Source organism: Mycolicibacterium sp. XJ662, from assembly GCF_053484035.1.
Genome location: NZ_JBEFTL010000005.1, coordinates 53,638 through 74,229, shown reverse-complemented (window position 1 = coordinate 74,229; position 20,592 = coordinate 53,638). Strand labels below are relative to the sequence as shown.

The following is a 20,592-nucleotide window of genomic DNA, read 5'->3' as shown; positions in this document are numbered from 1 at the left end:
TCTACCCGGAAAGGTTGAAGTTGCCGTTGGAGCCATACACCGACAGCGACACCAACAGCGTCACCGAAACCACCACCACCAAACTGGTGCGCACCGCATTACCCACCGCCACCCCCACCCCCGAAGGCCCGCCGGAAGCGAAATAGCCGAAATAGGTGTGGATCAACAAGATCGTGATCGCCATCAACACCGCCTGCAGAAACGACCACAACAAATCGATCGGGTTCAAAAACGTATCGAAATAATGGTCATACAGGCCCCCGGACTGGCCGAACAACACCACCGTGGTGAACTGGCTGGCCACAAACGACAAGATCACCGCAATCGAATACAACGGGGTGATCGCCAACATCCCCGCCACAATCCGCGTCGACACCAAATACTCCACCGGCCGGATCGCCATCGACTCCAACGCATCAATCTCCTCATTGATACGCATCGCCCCCAACTGCGCGGTCACCCCCGCCCCAAACGTGGCCGCCAACCCGATCCCGGCCACCACCGGCGCCGCGATACGCACATTGATAAACGCCGCCAAAAACCCCGTCAACGCCTCAATACCGATATCACCCAACGACGAATAGCCCTGCACCGCCAACGTGCCCCCCGCAGCCAGCGTCAAAAACCCCACAATGGCCACCGTGCCGCCGATCATCGCCAACGTGCCCGCACCCATCGAAATCTCAGCGATCAACCGCACAATCTCTTTACGAAAATGCACACTGGCATGCGGAATCCCCACCAACGCCCGCACATAAAACAACAAATGATCACCGATACGGCCCAACACATCCACCGGCGCGCGCACCGACCGCGTCACCCGCGGATACGTCGACCGCAAAATCGTCATCGTGCCCATGGGTGCGGCCCTAACCCGCCGTCATCCGGATACCGATCGCGGTCACCACCACATTGATCACAAACAACGCCATAAACGCATACACCACCGTCTCGTTGACCGCATTACCCACCGCCTTAGCCCCACCCCCAGTAATCGACAACCCCCGATAACACGCCACCAACCCCGCGATCACCCCAAACAACGCCGCCTTCACACACGAGATGATCACCTCCGGCACCCCAGTCAACAACGTGATCCCCGCCGCGAACGCCCCCGGATTCACATCCTGAATAAACACCGAAAACATATAGCCACCCACAATCCCGATGACCACCACAAAACTATTGAGCAACAACGCCACCAACCCCGATGCCAACATCCGCGGCGTCACCAACCGCTGCACCGGATCAATCCCCAACACCTCCATCGCATCGATCTCCTCACGAATCGTGCGCGACCCCAAATCCGCACAAATCGCCGTCGACCCCGCCCCCGCCACAATCAACACCGTCACAATCGGACCCACCTGCGTCACCGCACCAAACGCAGCACCGGCCCCCGACAAATCCGCCGCACCCAACTCCCGCAACAAAATATTGAGCGTGAAACTAATCAACACCGTGAACGGAATCGCCACCAACAACGTCGGCGCCAACGCCACCCGCGCAATAAACCAACACTGCTCCAAAAACTCCCGCCACTGAAACGGCCGCCGAAACACAAACCGCACCGCATCAGCCGACATCGCAAACAACCCACCCACAGCCGCCATCGGCCCCGACAAATCACGCACCCGCGGCAACCCAACCGCCCACCGCTCCGGACCCTTAACAGCCACCACCGGCTCCTTCCAGGATGGTGACGGCAGAGACGGCCGTCGGTCCACCGATATTGTGCGCCAAGGCGATTCGCGCTCCGTCCACTTGGTTGACCGCCTCTCCACGGAGCTGCTGGAAAAGCTCAACGCATTGCGCCACCCCGGTGGCCCCCGGGGGATGACCTTTGGCCTTCAGCCCGCCGCTTGGGTTGACCGGCAGCGCGCCGCCGACACTGGTGACGTCGGTCTCGACAAGCTTGTAACCACCGAAGCGCTCTGCGAAGCCCAGATCTTCATAGCTGATCAACTCGATGCCTGTAAAGAAATCGTGGACTTCGGCCACGTCGACGTCGGCGGGTGTCATACCGGCCATGGTGAATGCCTGCTTGGCCGCCCGGACCGTTGCGGGAAACGTCGTCATATCCGGTTTGTGTTGATGCATCACCGAATCCAAGCCCAGGCCGACTCCCCGCACCCACACCGGACGGTCGGTGAAGCGGTCAACCACATCTTCGGCCGCCAGGATCAGCGCTGCTGCGCCGTCGCTTTGCGGAGCACAGTCATACAACCCGAACGGGGTGACGACCACCGGTGCCTGAAGCGCCTGCTCGATGGTGATCTCGAACCGCAACCGCGCCTTGGGGTTGTTGACACCGTGGCGGTGGTTCTTCACCGCGACCATCGCCAGGTGTTCGCGGGTGGCGGGTGACTCGTGCAGGTAGCGCCGAACGTGCAAGGCGAATCCGGCAGGCGAGACGAGGCCCAGCGGGTAGTCCCACGCCATGTCACGGGCCATCGCCTCCCACTCCCACACCATGTCCGCTGACGTGGTGTCGCGCAGCTTATCGGCTCCCATGACCAAAGCGACGTCGAAAGCGCCAGAGGCCACGGCGAACAACGCGTTGCGTACCGCATCGTTTCCGGTGGCGCACGAGTTTTCCACCCGGGTCACCGGCAGGTCGGGCAATCCGAGCGTGTCGGCGAGGATTCCCGCGGGGAACCCGTCGGCGGTGCCCATCGCCCCGAACCATGCAGCCTGCAGGTCGTGTTTGGTGATGCCCTTGTCCACGCTGGTAGCGCACTCGGCGAACGCCATCGGCAGCAGATCCTTCATGCCGAGCGCGAAATGCTCGCCGAACGCTGTCATTCCGGCGCCGACGACCGCCACACGTCTCATGCCGCGACCTGTTCGGGCTCGAACATGTAGCCGTAGTCGGGTACACCGCTGCGCACCGCGACGCGGCGCAGCGCCAACCGTCCGCGGTCACCGATGTCGACCGTGCCGGGCGCTGCTCCGGTCACCTTGACCAGCGCGCGGACCCCGACGCCGTCGAGTTCGACGATCACCAGCGAGTAAGGGGTGCGCAGCCCTGGCACCGGCATCTGCACCGTGGTTTCCGTGTACACCGTTCCCGTTCTGGGCAGCGGTACCAGTTCGTAGCCGGTGGACAGCGTCCCGTCGTCGGCGAGCCGGTAGCGGGGCGGGAAGTCAAGGCCGTCGCTGTCGGCGAACCTGCCTGCTTCCCAACGCGTCTTGGCCTCGAAGGCCCGCTCGTATGCGGCCAGTGAGATCGGCAGATCCGCCTCGGCGATGTACTGACCGTCGGGCATCGGCTGCGGCGCGGGCTCGCGGCGGTGCAATTCGGCCACGCCTTCGGTGACCGTGATGCCGGACAGGGTGGCTTGTTCGACCGCCACCAGCGGCCCCGTCGCGTTTCGTTCGGCCATCCCGGCTAGCGCGAACAGGCTGGAGCTCGCCCCGACGGTCGGCAATTCAGGTGGATCGCCGATGCTCAGCTCCACCGCGGTGGGGTGGTCCACCCCGGCTACCGCGCCCGGGGTGTCCAACCAGGCAGCTTCCAGGGAGGCGACGAGTCCCCGCTCATGCAGCAACCGGGGGTCGCCGTAGTCGTGCACGTCGCCGGTCGCTTTGCGGGTGCGCACCGGAAGGCTGCGTGCGATGCGGGCCGCGGTGCGGACCTTCAGGCCGCGCTCGGCGGTCAGAACGGCGGCGGCACCGGCGGGTTCGAGGTCGCTGCCGATGATCAGCGTGCGCGGCCGGGCCGAGCTCAGCGCGTCGACGGTCGCCGGCGCGCCACCGAGGCGTTCGTCGACTTCCAGTTCCGGATCCAGGCCCAGCCCGGCGAGCAGCACCGCGGCGCTGCTGCTGTCCAGCATCGGCATGTTGCGGCTGACCAGCACAACCCGCTCTACTGCCCCGCTAGCCAGCAACGCCGCACGGCCGGCTTCGACGGCCAGCGTGATGGCGTCTTCGTCGTCGCCCGGCACCCGCCGTGTGGGGCTACCCCAGCACGGCAAGTAGGTGCCGATCGAAGCGACATGGGGCATAGGGTGATCCAGAACCTCTCAGCAACCTAGGTGACCGCGCCGGCCGTCTTGAGTTCGATGATGCGGTCCCAATCCAAGCCGAGTTCCAGCAATATTTCGTCAGTTTGCTCTGCAAAGCCGGGTGCGGGGGCGGTTTCTGGCGCCTTGACATCGAACTGCACCGGGTTCGCGACCAATTCGAGCTCGCCCGCGGGCACCAGGTAGTCGTTCGCGCGGATCTGGGCGTCCTCGGCCGCCTGCAGGGTGTCCTGCACCGGGGCCCACGGCCCGAGCAGCGTCGCGAAGCGTTCGCTCCACTCCGCGAGCGGACGCTTGGCCATGGCCTCCTTGAGGATCTCCGTGGCGGCCTCGGTGTTCTCGGCGATCGACTCGGTGGTGGCGAACCGCGGGTCGTCGATGAGTTCCTCGAGGTCCATGTGCCGGCATACGTCGGCCCAGAACTTGGTGGGCTGCATCATCACAAAGGAGATGTAGCGGTCGTCGGCCGTCGGGTACAGCCCGACAAGCGGATTGATCGGCGAGCCGTGCACGCCCGGTGGAAACGCCTCCATGCGTTGGCCGAGGTGCTTGGTCAGCGCGACGGTATGGCCCAGCGACCACAGACCGCTGCCCAGCAGGGAGACGTCGACGACCGACGTCTCGCCGGTCCGCTCGCGCTTGAGCAGCGCGGCGGCGATCCCGCCTGCGAGGTTGGTGCCGGAGATGGTGTCGCCGTAGGCCGGTCCTGGCGGACCGACCATGCCGGGAGTGCCCGGCGGGGTGATGGTCGCGGCGGTGCCCGCGCGGCACCAGAAGGCGGTCATGTCGTATCCGCCCTTCACCGACTCCTCACCGCGTGGGCCCAGCGCGCTGCCGCGCGCGTAGATGATCGCGGGGTTGACCGCGCGAATGTCGTCCACGTCGATACCGAACTTCTGCCGGTGTGCCGGCAGGAAGCTGGTCAGGAACACGTCGGCGCGTCGCGCGAGGTCCAGCAGGACCTCTTTGCCCTCCGGCACCGACATGTCCAGCCCGATGCTGCGCTTGCCCCGGTTGGCGTGTTCGATGTTGGGGTTGGGGTCCCCTTCGACCCGCAGCAGCCCGGTCTGGCGCAGCCCGCGCTGCGGATCTCCGGTCACCGCGTGTTCGACCTTGATGACGTCGGCGCCCCACTCGCGCAGCACGGCACCTGCCGACGGCACGAAGCCGTACATCGCGACCTCGAGGACGCGGATTCCGTCGAGCGGCTTGCTCACTTGTCCACCACCGTCGCGAACGTCTTGGACTCCAAGAACTCCTCCAAACCTGCGGTGCCCATCTCGCGTCCGATGCCGGACTGTTTGTAGCCGCCGAACGGGCTGTCGGGGCTGAAGTAGTTACCGCCGTTGATGGAGAAGGTGCCGGTACGGATCCGGCGCGCCAGCGCCAGCGCCCGGTCCTGGCTACCGAACACCGCACCGGACAGGCCGTAGATGGAGTTGTTGGCGATGCGCACCGCGTCGTCGTCGTCCTCGTAGGCGATGACCGCCAGCACCGGGCCGAACACCTCTTCCTGGGCGATCTCGCTGTCGGGGTCGACGTCGGTCAGCAGTGTCGGCGTATAGAAGAAGCCCGGGTCGACCTTCTGACCTCCGGTCACCAGCGTGGCGCCGGCGTCGACGGCGCGTTTGACCATGGCGTCGACCTTGTCGCGCTGCTGCTCGCTGATCAGCGGTCCCATGTAGATGCCCTCTTCGGCCGGGTTGCCGTATCGCACCAGACCGAAGTTGTTCTTGACCAGTGCGACGATCTCGTCGTGGTGTGTGCGCGGCACCAACAGCCGCGACGTCAGCGCACAGCCCTGCCCGGCGTGGGTGACCATGCTGAAGGCGCTGAACAACGCGGCGGTGTTGAAGTCGGCGTCGTCGAGCACGATCGCCGCGGACTTGCCGCCCAGCTCGAGAAAGACGCGCTTGAGGGTCTCGCTGGCGGCCGACATGATCCGCCTGCCGGTCGGCGTCGAACCGGTGAAGGTGACCATGTCGACGTCAGTGGCGGTGGTCAGCGCCGCACCCACGTCCGGGTCGGCTCCGCTGAGCACGTTGACGACGCCTGCCGGGATGTCGGTGTGGTTGGCGATCAACTCGCCGAGCGCGAGGGTGATCAGCGGGGTGTCCGGCGCGGCCTTGAGCACGACCGTGCACCCGGCGGCGAGCGCGGGACCGAGCTTGGCCAGGGCCAGCTGGTTGGGATAGTTGTAGGCGATGATCGCGGCCACCACGCCGGCGGCTTCCTTCTCCACCCAGCGGTGATGTTGCATGCCGCGGCTTTCGATGTTGCCGAGGTCTTCGGTCATCGGATAGCTCTTCAGAAGATCGGCGTAGTACCGCACGATCGCGATCGGCTGGTCGAGCTGGGCTCCTGCGCACAGCGCGGGCGTCGCGCCGACCTCGGCAATGGTCAGGTCGGCGAGTTCGTCGCGGTGTTCGACGAGCGCCTGATGCAACTGCTCCAGGCACCTGATACGGAACTGCGCATCCGTCGCCCATGCGGTTTCGTCGAACGCGCGACGCGCCGCCGCGACCGCCGCGTGGGCGTCGGCGACGGTGGCGTCGGGGGCGTGGCCGAGCACCTCGCCGGTGGCCGGATTAAGAGAAGGAAACGTCCGCGTGGTCTCGAGCAGCTGCCCGTCGATCAGCATGCGCCGGTCGGCTTTCGCGGCGGTGGTGTCCGCCGGTTGATTGCCGTTCGGGATCGTGGTCGCTTCCTGCATCATCCTCCTCAGCACACGTCCCATCTGGTGCAATGTGATGGAAACTTCATTCTCATCCTCGGCGAATCATACATTCGTACGAAGAGAACTCAAGGAAATGATCAGAATCCCCGCTGCCTGCGCTTTAATGGTGCGACAATCGTCGGCCCAACGTCTCATCGATGCGAATCGACCAGGCGTGATGTCTTGCGGGATCGCAGTTGCCGAGAGTACGGTTCTCATAATCGGAAGGACGATTCTTGATAGTTGACGTTCGGGCGGTGGCATGAAGAACGCCGTCGTGACCGGTGGTGGTTCGGGCATCGGAGCGGCCGTCGCGCAACGGTTGCGCGCCGACGGTCTGCACGTCGCCACGATCGACATCACCGCATCCGACGCCGAGTTCGCCTACACCGCCGACGTGACGGACCGCTCGCAGATCGATGACGCCCTCGCCGCGGTGCGCGCCCAACTCGGGCCCGTGACGGTTCTGGTGAACGCCGCCGGCCTCGAACGCTTCAAACGCTTCACCGACATCACGTTCGAGGACTGGCAGAAGGTCATCGACGTCAACCTCAACGGTGTCTTCCACTGTGTGCAGGCCGTGCTGCCCGACATGATCGAGGCCGGCTGGGGACGCATCGTCAACATCTCCTCCTCCAGCACCCATTCCGGGCAGCCGTACATGTCGCCGTACGTGGCGGCCAAGTCGGCGGTCAACGGGTTGACCAAATCACTGGCGCTGGAATACGGGCCGAGCGGCATCACGGTCAACGCCGTGCCGCCCGGGTTCATCGACACCCCGATGCTGCGCAAGTCCGAAGAACGCGGCTACCTCAAGGTGCAGGAGAGCATCGACACCACGCCGGTGCGCCGCATCGGCAGGCCCGAGGACATCGCGGCCGCTTGCGCATTTCTCGTCTCGGAGGAGGCGGGCTACATCACCGGACAGATCTTGGGCGTCAACGGCGGCCGAAACACCTAATTGCCGATAACGAAAGGACACAACGAAGTGGGACGCGTACAAGGAAAGGTCGCATTCGTCACCGGCGCGGCGCGCGGACAGGGACGCAGCCACGCGGTGCGGCTGGCCGAAGAGGGCGCCGACATCATCGCGGTCGACCTGTGCCAAGACATCCCGACCATCGGCTACCCGATGGCCACCCCGGAGGACCTCGAGGAGACCGGCAAGCTCGTCGAGAAGACCGGCCGCACCGCGGTGACCGCGCAGGCCGACGTCCGCGAGGCCGCCCAGCTGCGTGAGGCGCTGGAGCGCGGCATCGGCGAGTTCGGCAAGGTCGACATCGTCGTCGCCCAGGCGGGCGTCGCCGGCATGAAAGGCCAACCGCCGCTTCAAGCCTGGGTCGACGTCATCAACACCAACCTGGTCGGCACGATCAACGCGATCAACGTCGCGCTGCCGCACCTGTCTGAGGGCGCGGCGATCGTGGCGACGGGATCCACCGCGGCGCTGATGGACACCCACCAGAAGAACGATCCCGGCAACGACCCGGGCGGGATGGCCTACGTGCACTCCAAGCGCGCGCTGTCGGCATACGTCCACGACCTGGCGACCGAACTGGCGCCGCGCGGCATCCGGGCCAACGTGGTGCATCCGACCAACTGCAACACCGACATGTTGCGCAGCGAACCGATGTACCGGTCGTTCCGCCCCGACCTGGAGAAGCCGACGCTGCAGGACGCCGAGCCGGTGTTCTATGTGCAGCAGGCGATGAAGGTGCCGTGGATCGAGCCCGAGGACATCAGCAACGCCGTGTTGTGGTTGGCCTCCGACGAAGCCCGTTACGTGACCGGGATGCAGATACGGGTGGACGCCGGCGGCTATCTCAAGTGGTACGACTACCACAACTAACCGGAGGTCAACGCAGATGAAGGTTTACGTCGACTCGGAACGGTGCCAGGGCCACACCCTGTGCGCGATGATCGCGCCGGAATCGTTCGAGCTCAGCGATATTGACGGCACTTCGTCGCCGGTCAACGAAGTGGTTCCACCCGATCAGGAGGACGCGGTGCGCGAAGCCGCGCACTCCTGCCCAGAGCAAGCCATCACGATCGAAGAGTGACCGAGCAGAACACAGGAGACCAGACGTGAGCGTCGACGACTTGAGCGCCGCCGACAGCGATCGCAAGAAGAATCGGTATCACTTCGATCGCCACACACCGGAATACCGGTTGCAGTTCGAAAAGATCACCGAGGAAATGCAGTCCCGGTGCCCGATAGCGTGGACCGACACCTACAACGGGCACTGGGTGGCCGCCGACAGCAAGTACGTGTTCGAGTTGGCGCGCTGCCCGGCGGTGTCCAACCATCACGACATCACCGGTGAGACACCGTTTCAGGGCATCACGATCCCGAAAGCCAGCCGGGCCACCGTGGTTCGCGGCGGGATCCTCGAGATGGACGAGCCCGAGCACAGCACCTACCGCGGTGCGCTCAACCCGTACCTGTCGCCGGCGGCGATCAAGCGCTGGGAACCGTTCGTCGACGAGATCACCCGCGCCGCACTCGACGAACACATCGAAAGCGGCCGCATCGATTTCGTCGAGCATCTGGCCAACGTGGTGCCCGCCGTGTTCACACTCGCGATGATGGGCATCGAGTTGAAGAAGTGGAACGTCTACAGCGAGCCCACCCATGCGTCGGTGTATACGCCCGAGCACGCACCCGAGCGCGAGAAGATCAACGAACAGCACCGCGAAATGGGCATCGACATCATCAACAACATGATGGAGATCCGCGAGAATCCGCGTCCCGGCCTGGTCAATGCGCTGCTGCAGTTGCGCATCGACGGTGAGCCCGCGCCCGACATGGAGATCCTCGGCAACCTCGGCCTGATCATCGGCGGCGGCTTCGACACCACCACCGCGCTCACCGCGCACGCGCTGGAATGGCTCGGCGAGCACCCCGACGAGCGCGAACGGCTCAGCCGTGAGCGCGACACGCTGCTGCACCCGGCGACCGAGGAGTTCCTGCGCTTCTTCACCCCCGCGCCCGGGGACGGCCGCACCTTCGCCGAGGACGTCGAGGTCGAAGGTCAGCAGTTCCAGAAGTTCGAGCGGCTGTGGCTGTCGTGGGCGATGGCCAACCGCGACCCCGCGGTGTTCGACAAGCCCAACGAGATCGTGCTGGACCGAAAAGGCAACCGCCACTTCAGCTTCGGTATCGGCGTGCACCGCTGCGTGGGGTCCAACGTCGCGCGCACGGTGTTCAAGTCGATGCTGACGGCGGTGCTCGACCGGATGCCCGACTACGTGTGTGATCCCGAAGGCACCGTGCACTACGAGACGATCGGCGTCATCCAGGGCATGCGCAACCTGCCCGCCACCTTCACCCCGAGCAAGCCGCTGGGTCCTGGCCTCGACGAGACTCTCGAGAAGTTGCAACGCATTTGCAACGAGCAGGAGCTCGCGCGACCGATCACCGAACGCAAGGAACCCGCCGTTATCAGCTGAAAAAGTCACCCCATCCCCGGTCGGGTGGTTTGATATGCAGCCAGGAGGACGTTGGTGAAATCGCTGAAGGCCCTGAAGGCCCTGGTCGCCGTCGCGCTGGCGGCGGCGGCGACGTTGGTCGCTCCGCCCGCTTCGGCGATGATGACGTGGGGCAACTACGACCTGCTCACCAACCGATACAACCGGGCGTCGTGGGTGTGGTTCATCACGCCGTGTAATCCGCACAAACAACCGGACTGCGCCGACGTCAGTGGGATCTCGCGGTTGAAGTTCTACTACGAGTACGACGGCGAGGCCCAGCTGAAAGACGGGCGCTACACGATGACCGTCGACGTGCCCGACGGTCTGCAGTGCCCCGGCCACGTGATGCCGACCCGCGACACCTATTCCTGGGACGAGGTGTCGCTGGCCGGCACCATCGACTCGGTGTACGACGTCGGCTGCTTCGGCGGTCCGCCGGGAACCCAGTTCTGGACGTTCGCGCTGCGCCGACTGTAGCGATTTGTGTGCGTTTAGGAGCGCTCAGCGCAACAAAACGCACACAAATCACGTGTAACCGGGCGGGGTGACGAAGCCACCGCACACTTGCTCGATATGGCGCGCAACCGCCAGCGTGGTGCGGTCCTCGAGGTAGGGGCCGACGACCTGCAGGCCGACGGGCAGGCCATCGGCGGTGCGGCCGACCGGAACGGCGGTGGCGGGTAGGTACGCCACGGTGGCGAGCCCGACCCAACCGAAAAGATCGAAGTACGAACGGCTTTCATCTCCGAACGGAATCAAGCGCTCGATGAACGGCTCGTGATGGTCGTGGGTGACGGCGGGTACGACGGTGATCGGCATCAGCACCACGTCCACGTCACGGAAAAACTCCGCCAACTTGGCCCGCACCAGTTGGCGCCGCTCGTCGGCCGCCATCCACTGCCGGTGTGACAGCGTCGACATCGGGTCCATCAGCGGGTACAGCAATATCTGGTGCAGGCCGACCAGCTCGGCAAGCGTCACCGGGGGTTTCGCGTCGACCAGCCGCGCGCCGGCGTCGGACAGCGCGGTCACGGCTGCGTCTTGCACCGCGCGGACGTCGGACTCCACCGGGTAGTCCGTGTCGTCGAGCCACGTCGCTATCCGCAACTCCCCCAGCGTCGACGCGCGCGCCGGTTGCAGTTCGAGGCGCCAGCCGGCGGCCGACAGCCTGGTCGGTCCCGCGAGGACCTCGAGCGCAACTTCGAGGTCGGCGACGCCGCGGGCCATCGGGCCCATCACCCCGAGATCGCTTTCGGCCAGCGCGCCCGGTGGCGGCGGCAGATGTCCGCGCTGCGGTACGATTCCCCAGCTGGGTTTGTGACCGCACACGCCGCACCAATTCGCCGGCACCCGAATGGATCCCGCGATATCGCTGCCGAGTTCCAGCGCGGTCATCCCGGTGGCCAGCGCAGCGGCCGCACCGCCAGAGGAGCCGCCAGGGGTGCGGGTGGTGTCCCACGGGTTGTTGGTGGTGCCGAAGATCGGGTTGAACGTCTGCCAGTCGGCGGCGCGGGTCGGTGTGTTGGTCTTGCCGAAGATCACCGCGCCCGCCGCACGCAGTCGCCGGACCGCCTCGGCGTCGTGCTCTGGCACACGGTCCCACTCGGGGTGCCCAGCGGTGGTGCGCATCCCCGCGGTCTCGTAGGTGTCCTTGACCGTCAGCGGAACACCGTGCAATGGGCCGACGGCCTCGTTGCGCGCCAGCGCGGCGTCGGCGGCGTCGGCCGCGCGGCGGGCGCCGTCGGGATCCAGTGTCACGACGGCGTTCAGCGCCGGGTTGAACCGCTCGACCCGCGACAGGTGGTGCTCGAGCAGTTCACGGCTGGACAGCTCGCGGCGCCGAATCGCTTCGGCCAGGCGGCGAGCGGGCTGGAGCGCGATATCGGTCATGGTCCCCATCCGTAACGCTGCCGAATTGCGTTGAACCGCCGCCACATCTGCACGATTCGCTCGTCTGTGCTCACGGTTTTACTGTCCTCCGGCAGCACATCACCCAGGTCGGCGGCCTTGACGAGTCGGGTGCGCAGTTCGGCGGGCGCCCCGTCGAGCATGTGCCGATAGGTGAGGTTTCCGCGCTCGAAACCCTGGGTGTCGATCCAGTTGTGGTACCCCGGATCCTGATGTGCGAGCACCAAGCGGATCTTGCCGTCACTGTCGACCGCGGTTCGGCTGGGCGTGTAGCTCACCGGCCGGTACAGGTAGTCCATGCTGGTGAAGAACACGCCCATGTTCGTCAACATCCACAGCCCCTCGTGGGCGTCGAACTCGACGACGAGCGCTTCGTCGGGGCCGATCACCCAGTGCATGTTCGTCGCCGCGCGGCCGCGTTTGGCGTCGGCGTCTGTGCGGTCGACGTCCGGGAAGCGGTTGGGGTGTTCGGCGTCCACCCCTCCGTAGCGGAACGGGTACTCGGGCCAGTCGTCCATCAGCCCGGTCACGAAATCGCCTGCCCACTGCATCGCTTCGATCATCGCGGCCGGGGTGGGCGGCGGTTTGGGCGTTTCCATGCCGACGCGCTCGATGCGCATCCGCGCAGGTTGTTCCTGCCACGAGTCAAAGCCCTGCCGGATGAAGAGTTTTCGTGAGCCCGCTGTGGTGGGCAGCCAGTTCGGTCCGCGCCGCGGCCCGCCGATGTAAATCTCGAACGCGCCGTCGGGTTCGACGTCCAACTGATCGCCGAACAGGTTCACCTCGGGCACATCTCCGAAGGGTTCGGACAGCACCGCGGCCCCCTCGGCCCTCGGCCCTTGCACGGTGATGTTGAAAAAGCGTGCGGTGCCGCGCTGCCCGACGATGCGATAGGTCGACGTCCCGTCGATCCATGCCTGCTGGTAGAGAAAGTCCGCGCAGTCTCCGCCGAGCTTGCGGGTGGGGTTGCAGAAGGTGTGGATGGCCGGGTAGCTGCTGTCTTTGGTTTCCAGCGCCAGGTCGAACGCCTGCCCGAGGTTCTGGGTGAGGAATCGGAAGCCGTCGGCACGCTGCAGACCCGAGGGGGCGTTGTGGTCTTTGAACACGCGCCGGCCCGCCGACTTCAGCCGGTCACAGAAGTCCGCCCACGCCGCGTCCAGCGCGGCATCATCGGGCCCGTCTCCGAACGCCATCGCTGCCCTATGCGCCAAGTCTTTCGAGCATGGTCGATACGGTCTCACAGCCGCGACGCGCCGCGTCGAACTGTCCTTCTGCCTCGATGCGGGGCCCGATCAGTTCCAGGTCGAAGCCGTGCGGGTAGCCGCCCGCGAGCGCCAGCGCGACGAACTGCTCGATCGGGATCGCGCCGTCGCCGGGTACGGCGCGTGCAGGCAGCGCGCGGTCGCCGAGCACGTAGTCGCTCAGTTGGATCTGTCGGGTGATCGGCAACGCCTGCCGCACCAGGCGGGCAAGGCCCGCCTCGGCCCAACAGTGGAACAAGTCGATGCAGACACCCAGCCCCGCCATCTCGGCAAGCGTGACGGTGTCGCGAAGGGTGTGAGCGATGTGCATGTCGGCGTACAGCGCCGAGGCGTTTTCGATCGCCAGCCTCACCCCCGCGTTTTCGGCCTGCCCGATACAGGGTGCGACCGCCGCACAGAACCGTTCGGCGGCCTGCTCCCAACTGTGCTCGCCGCGGCCTCCGGTCAGCATGTAGATCACGCGCGCATCCACCGCTGCCGCGGCGTCGATGACCCGGGACAGCGCCGCGGTGGACGTGAACAGGTGGTAGACCGAGTCGACCACATAGCCGTGCTGTGCGACGAGGTCGACCAGGTGGGGTTCGGCGAGTTGGGTGTCGATGAGGCTGAGCCGTCGCAGGCCCAGGGATTCGCAGTGGAATTGCAGTTCGCGCAACGAGGTGCCGAGAAATGTCACGCTGTGCACCGAGATCCGTTCGTGCACGGTCAGTTCCGCTTCTCGATTTCGACGCCGAACCGCTCGCGGAACGGGCGGAACTCTTCGTGCAGGGCGTCGAGATCCTCACCGATGTCGGTCAGCAGGCTCGTCGAGTACCGGAACTTGCCGTGCCGGTCGCCGGGGTTGTTCACCAGATAGGCCCGCATCGCCGCCTCCGCGTGCGCGCTCAAGGTCCGGCCGCAGAAGTCGTAGAACCGGCGCACGGTGCCGACCTGGTCGGCGATGAAGTCCGCGTAGCGCACGTGCAGGATCCGCGGGTCGCTCACCAGCGGGTTGGTCATCGTGTTCTCGATGCTCTCGCGGGTCAGGTTCAGGTGCGTCTTTGCCGCTGTCCGAAGGTCGACGGCGCCGACGATCCCTTCAGCGATATCGGCCATCATCATCGTGCGTGACGCCGCCACCTGGACGGGATCGCGGTGCAGCCACATCAACTTGGCGTCGGGATAGGCCGCGAACAGGTCGTCGAGCCGAAAGCCGTGAAAACCCTTGAGCACCCACTGTTTAGGTGGCCGGCGGTACTGGAATTGTTGCAGCATCGCCTTGTGGATGCGGTACTGCGCCGCGGGATCGGTGGGCAGGCCGCCGACGACGGTCTGCATCGGCACCCGCCACCACGCCGTCGGCGTCATCACCCGAAAGTCGAAGGCCCAAGTGCGTTCGTCCTCGGGCAGACCGTCGCCGAGCATGTCGTTATACGGGTGGCTGTGCAGCCACTTCGGCAGTTTCGCGTTGATCTCCCGCCAGTCGGAATCCGCACGGGCGCGGCGGGGATCGTCTGGGGCGGCGATACCCGGCGGCGGCGACGGATACATCACCTCCCAGAAGCGCAGGGCACGCGCGTCGGGATCCACCGACATCAGCGCGTGCATCAACGTGGTGCCCGACCGCGGTTCGCCCGTGACGAACATGGGCCGCTCGATCACCTCATCGGCCAAGGGATATCGGCGCCGGTCTTCGAAGAACTGCAGTCGCGACGTCAGCAACCAGTGACACACCCCGGCGGCCTGGCGAGCGGCCTCGGCATCCATGCCGATGCCGTTGAGGTGCTCGACGACCAGCGAGAACCGCTGCGGCAGGCTGACGTCACCGTAGTCCTGTAGCCCGGTGTCGGCCTGGGCCCGGTCCAGCATCGCCGTCGCGTCCAACCGTGCGGTCACCGCACATCTCCGCACAACCGCAGAAGTTCGTCCTCGGCCTCGCGCACGTGCTGCGCCGACGCGGCCGCGTACTGCAGTCCCGCCATAGCGCCATAGTCCAGGATCTTGGGCACGCGCAGGCCCGCATCGACATAATCCTTGACGACGCGCGCGACCTGATTCGGTGTGCCGTGCGGGATGACCGCCAGGATCATCTCGGGCTGCACGCCTGCGAGGAATTCCAAGATCCGGTCGCGGGTGAGAACCGCGGGGTCGATGTCCTGATACCCGCGCCAGTTCTCACCCATCGGGTGCTCGTAGCCGAGGCTGCGCAGCAGCGGCGCCGATACCTGCAGCAGGAACGCCTTCACCAGCGGCGCAGCCAAGATCTCTTGCAGCGCCGCATCGTCGCGGCCGATCAGGCACACCTGGATGTAGCACGGGGTGATGGCCATCGGATCGCGTCCGGCCCGATCCGCGGAAGCCCTTACCGCGCTCAGTTTTTCGGCGTAGTCCTCGGGGGTCCACGCACCGGTCGGCCACCAACCGTCGGCGTACCGTCCGACGATGTCCAGCGTGCGCGGCCCGCTCGCCCCGATCCAGATCGGGGGTAAGCGACCGCCGTAGGGTTCGGTGTCCAGCCGGGCGTGCCGCAGCCGGTAGAACTGCCCGTCGAAATCGACGGGGCCGTCGCTGTCCCACAGCAGCCGGATCACGTGCAGCGCTTCCTCGAAGCGGCTGACCGGCTTGGTGAAGTCGAACCCGTAGGGCACGGTGTTCTCGGTCTCGCCGCTGCCCAGCCCGAGGATGAAACGGCCCTTGGCCAGATGGTCGATGGTCAGCGCGCTCTGGGCAAGCAGCGACGGATGACGTCGCACGGTGTCGACGACGCTGGTCACCAGCGGGACGTTACTGGTCAGCACCGCAGCGGCGGCCGCGACGGCCATCGCGTCCAGGTGGCGGTGCGGTGACGGGGAAACCGTTGCCAGGTCGGTGAATTCCGGTGTCCAGATGGAGTCCGGCCAGAAGCTGACCATGTGATCGGGTAGCCAGATCGAGTGGTAGCGGCCGCTGTCGAGCTCGCTGAGCACCGACAGGTCCAGCGGCAGCGTGGTGCGCAGGTATGCGGCCGGCTGAACCCTCACTCGAACGCTCCTCCGTGCGCCGAACGTGGGTTACCGTCACGTGGAACCGCCCAATGGCGTGACACAATCACACACTCGCGCATCACGGGGGGCTTCACGGCTCTTGCGCCAGAAACGACTGGGAGTGGGCAATAAGGCCGGTCAACGTCTTCGGATCGCCGGTGCATAAGCGAAACGCCGTCTCGGTGATCAGCGAGATGTCCTCGGTGTCGGTCTTGGCCAGGTCGAGCGCGCCGGCGCCCTCGGTGGCGACCGGCTGGGTCGGCGCCGCGGCGTTGACCGCGATGCCGTCGTCGTAAAGTTCGGCCGCAAGGCTTTTCGTCAGCCGGTTCAGCGCCGCCTTCACCGTGCCGTACACCCCGAACCCGGCGCTGCGGTCGAAATCGGAGAACGGCGGCCCGTCGGGCAGGTCGCCGCCGACCGACGTCACGTTGAGCACCCAGCCGCGGCCGCGCTCCCGCATGGCCGGTATCGCCAGCTGGGACAGGTGCAGCGGCGCCATCACGTGCATCTCCATCATCAGCCGCACCCGGCGCTCGGGGAACTCGTCGAGCGGGCGCAGGAAGGTGACCGCGGCGTTGTTGACGAGGATGTCGGGCGCACCGACCTGTTGCACAAGCTCGGCGAACAGCCGGCCGCGTTCCTCGACGTCGGACAGATCCGCGGCCACCGCGACCGCCGTCCCGCCCGCGGATTCGATCTCCTCAAGCGTCTGACGTAGTGAGCCTTGGTATTTGGGATCGGGTTCCATGGTCCGCGCGGTCAGCGCGACCGTGGCTCCTTCGCTCGCGAGCCGCAGGGCGATCGCCTTGCCGAGCCCTCGGCTGCTGCCGGTGACGAGGGCGACCTTGCCGTCACACGCCATGGTGGGACCTCCTGGCCTCAGTTCCGCGGAATACCCGCGAGTTTGTCGGCGAACTTGGCTTCGGCGGCTGCCCTCAGCCGCAGCAGGTGCTCGGACGGGAACACGTCCGGCGCGGGTTCGACGTCCTTGAGCAGCAACCGCGCCAGCGTCACCTTGTGCACCTCGGTGGGCCCGTCGGCCAGTCCGAGCACGAACGACTCCGTCAGGTACTGCACGAACGGCATCTCATGCGAGGTGCCCAGCGAACCGTGCAACTGCAACGCCCGCGCCGACACGTCGTGTAACACCTTCTGCATCATGGCCTTGACGGCGGAGATGTCCGCACGCACCGCCTTGTAGTCGTTGTACTGGTCGATCTTCCACGCGGTCTGCAGCGTCAGTAGCCGGAACGCCTCGATCTCCATCCACGAGTCGGCGATCATCTCCTGCACCATCTGCTTGTCCGCCAGCACCGATCCCTGGGTGTAGCGCGACACCGCCCGCTCCGTGAGCATGTCGAAGATCCGCCGCACCAACCCGACGGTGCGCATGGCGTGGTGGATACGCCCGCCGCCGAGCCTGGTCTGGGCCACCACGAACGCACCGCCGCGCGGACCCAGCATGTGGTCGTCGGGAACCCGGACGTTCTCGTAGCGCACATATCCCTCGCGCCCACCGCCCCCGAGCGGTTGATAGCCCAGCCCGACGTCGCGCAGCACGTTGATCCCCGGTGTGTCGCCGGGCACGACGAACATCGAATAGCGTTCGTACGGCGGCGCTTCGGGATCCGTCATCGCCATCACGATGATGAACGACGCCATCGACGCGAACGACGAATACCACTTCTCACCGTTGATCACCCAGTGATCGCCGTCGCGGGTGGCGGTGGTGGTGAACACTTTCGGGTCGGCGCCGCCGTGCGGTTCGGTCATCGAGAAGCACGACACGATCCGGTTGTCCAGCAGCGGCTCCAGGTACCGCTGTTTGAGTTCGGGCGTGCCGTAGTGCGCGAGGATCTCACTGTTGCCGGAATCCGGTGCCTGGGAGCCGAACACGATCGGCGCGCACTCGGACCGGCCGAGGATCTCGTTGAGCAGCGCGAGTTTGACTTGGCCGTATCCGGGACCGCCGAGGTGCGCGCCCAGGTGGGTGGCCCACAGCCCGCGCTCTTTCACGATCTCCTGCAGCGGGGGGATCAGCGCCTGGCGCACCGGATCGTTGAGGTCGTGTGACTCCTTGACGATCAGGTCGATGGGCTCGCATTCGTTGCGGACGAACTCCGCAACCCACGCCAGCTGCTCGGCCCACTCGGGGTCGGTCGAGAAATCCCAGGCCATCGCCCGTCCTTCCGTCGGCGCTTCAGGTGTCTGACCACTTCTGACGTCGTTGCGCGGCTTCGTCGGTGGCGTGGCTGAGCACCTGGTTGCGGTTCTCCAATTCCATGGCGGCCGCGAGGCCCGCCGCGTCGGTGTTGGTCTGCAGCGCACGCTTGGTCAGTTGAACACCCAGCGGCGACAGACCGGCGATCGTCGACGCGATCTCGAATGCGCGCTCGGCCAACCGGTCCGGTTCGACGATCTCGCTGACCAGCCCCCGGCGGTCGGCCTCCTCGGCGCCGACGCTGCGCCCGGTCAACATCCAGTCCGCCGCGACGCTGGTACCGACGATCCTGGGCAGGTGGTAGCTCATGCCCATCTCCGCACCCGAAAGCCCCAGCAGGATCGCGGCGTTACCGAAACTCGCCGCGGTGGAGCAGATCCGGATGTCGGCGGCCAGGCACAGCGCGAGGCCCGCGCCGACGCACGGCCCGTTCACGGCGGCCACCACCGGTTGCGGCAGGGCCCAGATGGCCTGCGGGAGTGCGGCCATCGTCTCCTGGAAGCGCATCCGGTCGATCGCCGGTGCCGATACCTCCAACATTCCGGCACCGAAATTACGCACGTCGATGCCGGAGCAGAACCCGCGCCCGGCGCCGGTCAGCACCACGGCGTTGACCGAGGTATCGGCGGCGATCTCGGCGAGGGCCTGCGCCAGTTCGTCGCGCATGATCTCGTTGATCGCGTTGAGTTGCCTGGGCCGGTTGAGCTGCAGGGCGACGATGCCGGGTTGGTTGCGGTCGACGATCAGCGCCTCGGGCACGTCAGACCCGCTCGATGATGGTGGCCGTGCCCATGCCACCGCCGGTGCACATCGTGACCAGCCCGGTGTTCAGGTCGCGGCGCTCGAGTTCGTCGAGGACGGTGCCGATGAGCATGGCTCCCGTCGCCCCGATCGGGTGGCCGAGCGCGATCGCCCCGCCGTTGACGTTGACCTGCGCCGGATCGAGGTCCAGGTCGCGGATCGTCTTTAACGGCACCGCCGCGAACGCTTCGTTGATCTCCCAGAGATCGATGTCGTCGGTGGACATCCCGGCTTTCTCCAGACACCGTTGGGCGGCGGGTCCCGGCGCGGTGAGCATGATGACCGGCTCGCTGCCGATCGCCGCCGTGCACCGGATCCTGGCCCGCGCGGCAACGCCGTTGGCGTCCAGCCAGCGTCGGGATGCCACCGCTGCGACCGCCGCGCCGTCGACCACGCCGGAGGAGTTGCCCGCGTGGTGCACGTGCTCGATGGCCGTCAGCCCCGGATACCGGTCGAGGCAGATCTCGTCGAAGGTGGCGGCCTCACCGTCGACGCACGCCGCGCCCATCTGCGCGAACGCCGGCGGCAGCTTGGCCAGCTTTTCCAAAGTCGTTCCGGGCCGGGGATGTTCGTCGCGGTCGAGGACGACCTCACCGCCGGCATCGGTCACCGCGATGACCGATCGGTCGAAGTATCCCGCCGCGATCGCATCGGCCGCGCGCCGCTGGCTCTCGACGGCGTACGCGTCGACGTCCTCGCGGCTGAATTTCTCCAGCGAGGCGATCAGATCCGCCGAGATGCCCTGCGGCACCGTGGGATGACGTTCGCGGAACGCCGGGTTGTCGCCGTCGATCGTCGGCACGCCGACGCCGACGCTCCACCGCGACATCGACTCGACACCGCCCGCGACCACCAAATCCTGCACGCCGCTGGCCACGCCGGTCGCCGCGACCGTGATCGCCTGCTGACCTGAACCGCAGAACCGGTTGAGCGTCATCCCGGGCACGGTCTCCGGCCAGCCCGCGAGAAGCACCGAGAGGCGGGCGATGTCGTCGCCGTGCTCGCCGGCCAGAATTCCGTTGCCCGCGACCACGTCGTCGACGTCAGCCGGATCGAAACCTGTTCCGGCACATAGCGCCTTCAGGCACTGCGCGAACAGCTCCTGCGGGTGGATGCCGTGCAGGGCGCCGTCGGCCCGGCCCCGTCCCCTCGGTGTGCGTACGGCGTCGACGATCCAGGCGTCCAT

At 66.3% G+C, this 20,592-nt stretch carries 20 protein-coding genes; 5 read left to right on the top strand and 15 right to left on the bottom strand.

Translation table 11 applies throughout. The annotated features are described in order from the left end of the window. Window position 1: 1 nt before the first annotated feature. The 6 genes from ABQE93_RS15960 to ABQE93_RS15935 are packed head-to-tail and all read right to left on the bottom strand — an operon-like array spanning window position 2 to window position 6,738. Window positions 2-859, bottom strand: a complete 858-nt coding sequence (locus tag ABQE93_RS15960) for an MlaE family ABC transporter permease (protein WP_448409018.1) — start codon at window positions 857-859, stop codon at window positions 2-4. A gap of 10 nt (window positions 860-869) precedes the next feature. Continuing rightward, on the bottom strand, window positions 870-1,679 hold the full coding sequence (locus ABQE93_RS15955) for an MlaE family ABC transporter permease (protein WP_448409020.1): 810 nt from the start codon (window positions 1,677-1,679) through the stop codon (window positions 870-872). Next, window positions 1,669-2,835: a thiolase C-terminal domain-containing protein gene (locus ABQE93_RS15950; protein ID WP_448409022.1), complete on the bottom strand. Its 1,167-nt coding sequence runs from the start codon at window positions 2,833-2,835 to the stop codon at window positions 1,669-1,671. Before ABQE93_RS15950 ends, ABQE93_RS15955 begins: the two co-directional genes overlap by 11 nt. Beyond that, window positions 2,832-4,007, bottom strand: a complete 1,176-nt coding sequence (locus ABQE93_RS15945; RefSeq protein ID WP_448409023.1) for a Zn-ribbon domain-containing OB-fold protein — start codon at window positions 4,005-4,007, stop codon at window positions 2,832-2,834. The genes ABQE93_RS15950 and ABQE93_RS15945 overlap by 4 nt, the downstream gene beginning before the upstream one ends. 26 nt (window positions 4,008-4,033) lie before the next feature. Continuing rightward, on the bottom strand, window positions 4,034-5,242 hold the full coding sequence (locus ABQE93_RS15940) for a CaiB/BaiF CoA transferase family protein (protein WP_448409025.1): 1,209 nt from the start codon (window positions 5,240-5,242) through the stop codon (window positions 4,034-4,036). Beyond that, on the bottom strand, window positions 5,239-6,738 hold the full coding sequence (locus ABQE93_RS15935; RefSeq protein ID WP_448409148.1) for an aldehyde dehydrogenase family protein: 1,500 nt from the start codon (window positions 6,736-6,738) through the stop codon (window positions 5,239-5,241). Before ABQE93_RS15935 ends, ABQE93_RS15940 begins: the two co-directional genes overlap by 4 nt. Window positions 6,739-7,003: 265 nt before the next feature. Between ABQE93_RS15935 and ABQE93_RS15930 the strand changes: the two genes are divergently transcribed. The 5 genes from ABQE93_RS15930 (at window position 7,004) to ABQE93_RS15910 (ending at window position 10,689) form a co-directional block, all read left to right on the top strand. Continuing rightward, on the top strand, window positions 7,004-7,702 hold the full coding sequence (locus tag ABQE93_RS15930; RefSeq protein WP_448409026.1) for an SDR family NAD(P)-dependent oxidoreductase: 699 nt from the start codon (window positions 7,004-7,006) through the stop codon (window positions 7,700-7,702). Window positions 7,703-7,729: 27 nt separating this feature from the next. After that, complete coding sequence (locus tag ABQE93_RS15925) at window positions 7,730-8,590, top strand: mycofactocin-coupled SDR family oxidoreductase (protein ID WP_448409027.1); 861 nt, start codon at window positions 7,730-7,732, stop codon at window positions 8,588-8,590. A gap of 16 nt (window positions 8,591-8,606) precedes the next feature. Further along, entirely contained in the window at window positions 8,607-8,801 is a 195-nt protein-coding gene (locus tag ABQE93_RS15920) for a ferredoxin (protein WP_448409029.1), read from the top strand. Between the two features lie 25 nt (window positions 8,802-8,826). Continuing rightward, window positions 8,827-10,191 carry a cytochrome P450 gene (locus tag ABQE93_RS15915; RefSeq protein WP_448409030.1) on the top strand — a complete coding sequence of 455 codons (1,365 nt, stop codon included), beginning with the start codon at window positions 8,827-8,829 and terminating at the stop codon, window positions 10,189-10,191. 63 nt (window positions 10,192-10,254) lie between these two features. Further along, window positions 10,255-10,689, top strand: a complete 435-nt coding sequence (locus ABQE93_RS15910; protein WP_448409149.1) for a hypothetical protein — start codon at window positions 10,255-10,257, stop codon at window positions 10,687-10,689. Between the two features lie 48 nt (window positions 10,690-10,737). Here the strand turns inward: ABQE93_RS15910 and ABQE93_RS15905 are convergent, their stop codons facing one another. The 9 genes from ABQE93_RS15905 to ABQE93_RS15865 all read right to left on the bottom strand — a co-directional run bounded on the left by ABQE93_RS15905 (window position 10,738) and on the right by ABQE93_RS15865 (window position 20,592). Then, window positions 10,738-12,102 (bottom strand): amidase family protein, encoded by a 1,365-nt coding sequence (locus ABQE93_RS15905; RefSeq protein WP_448409031.1) that lies wholly within the window; start codon window positions 12,100-12,102, stop codon window positions 10,738-10,740. Beyond that, the gene (locus ABQE93_RS15900; protein WP_448409033.1) at window positions 12,099-13,313 is read right to left on the bottom strand and encodes a DUF1214 domain-containing protein; all 1,215 of its coding nucleotides are present in this window, start codon (window positions 13,311-13,313) and stop codon (window positions 12,099-12,101) included. Before ABQE93_RS15900 ends, ABQE93_RS15905 begins: the two co-directional genes overlap by 4 nt. A 7-nt stretch (window positions 13,314-13,320) precedes the next feature. Continuing rightward, window positions 13,321-14,085: a sugar phosphate isomerase/epimerase family protein gene (locus ABQE93_RS15895; RefSeq protein WP_448409034.1), complete on the bottom strand. Its 765-nt coding sequence runs from the start codon at window positions 14,083-14,085 to the stop codon at window positions 13,321-13,323. A gap of 2 nt (window positions 14,086-14,087) precedes the next feature. After that, entirely contained in the window at window positions 14,088-15,257 is a 1,170-nt protein-coding gene (locus ABQE93_RS15890) for a sulfotransferase family protein (RefSeq protein ID WP_448409036.1), read from the bottom strand. After that, the gene (locus ABQE93_RS15885; protein ID WP_448409038.1) at window positions 15,254-16,381 is read right to left on the bottom strand and encodes an LLM class flavin-dependent oxidoreductase; all 1,128 of its coding nucleotides are present in this window, start codon (window positions 16,379-16,381) and stop codon (window positions 15,254-15,256) included. The genes ABQE93_RS15890 and ABQE93_RS15885 overlap by 4 nt, the downstream gene beginning before the upstream one ends. A 94-nt stretch (window positions 16,382-16,475) precedes the next feature. Then, window positions 16,476-17,246 (bottom strand): SDR family NAD(P)-dependent oxidoreductase, encoded by a 771-nt coding sequence (locus ABQE93_RS15880; protein ID WP_448409039.1) that lies wholly within the window; start codon window positions 17,244-17,246, stop codon window positions 16,476-16,478. Window positions 17,247-17,263: 17 nt separating this feature from the next. Beyond that, a complete protein-coding gene (locus ABQE93_RS15875; RefSeq protein WP_448409040.1) occupies window positions 17,264-18,562 on the bottom strand; it encodes an acyl-CoA dehydrogenase family protein in 1,299 nt (432 codons plus the stop codon). A 22-nt stretch (window positions 18,563-18,584) separates the two neighbouring features. Continuing rightward, window positions 18,585-19,364, bottom strand: a complete 780-nt coding sequence (locus tag ABQE93_RS15870) for an enoyl-CoA hydratase/isomerase family protein (protein WP_448409042.1) — start codon at window positions 19,362-19,364, stop codon at window positions 18,585-18,587. 1 nt (window position 19,365) lies between these two features. Beyond that, the gene (locus ABQE93_RS15865) at window positions 19,366-20,592 is read right to left on the bottom strand and encodes an acetyl-CoA C-acetyltransferase (RefSeq protein ID WP_448409043.1); all 1,227 of its coding nucleotides are present in this window, start codon (window positions 20,590-20,592) and stop codon (window positions 19,366-19,368) included.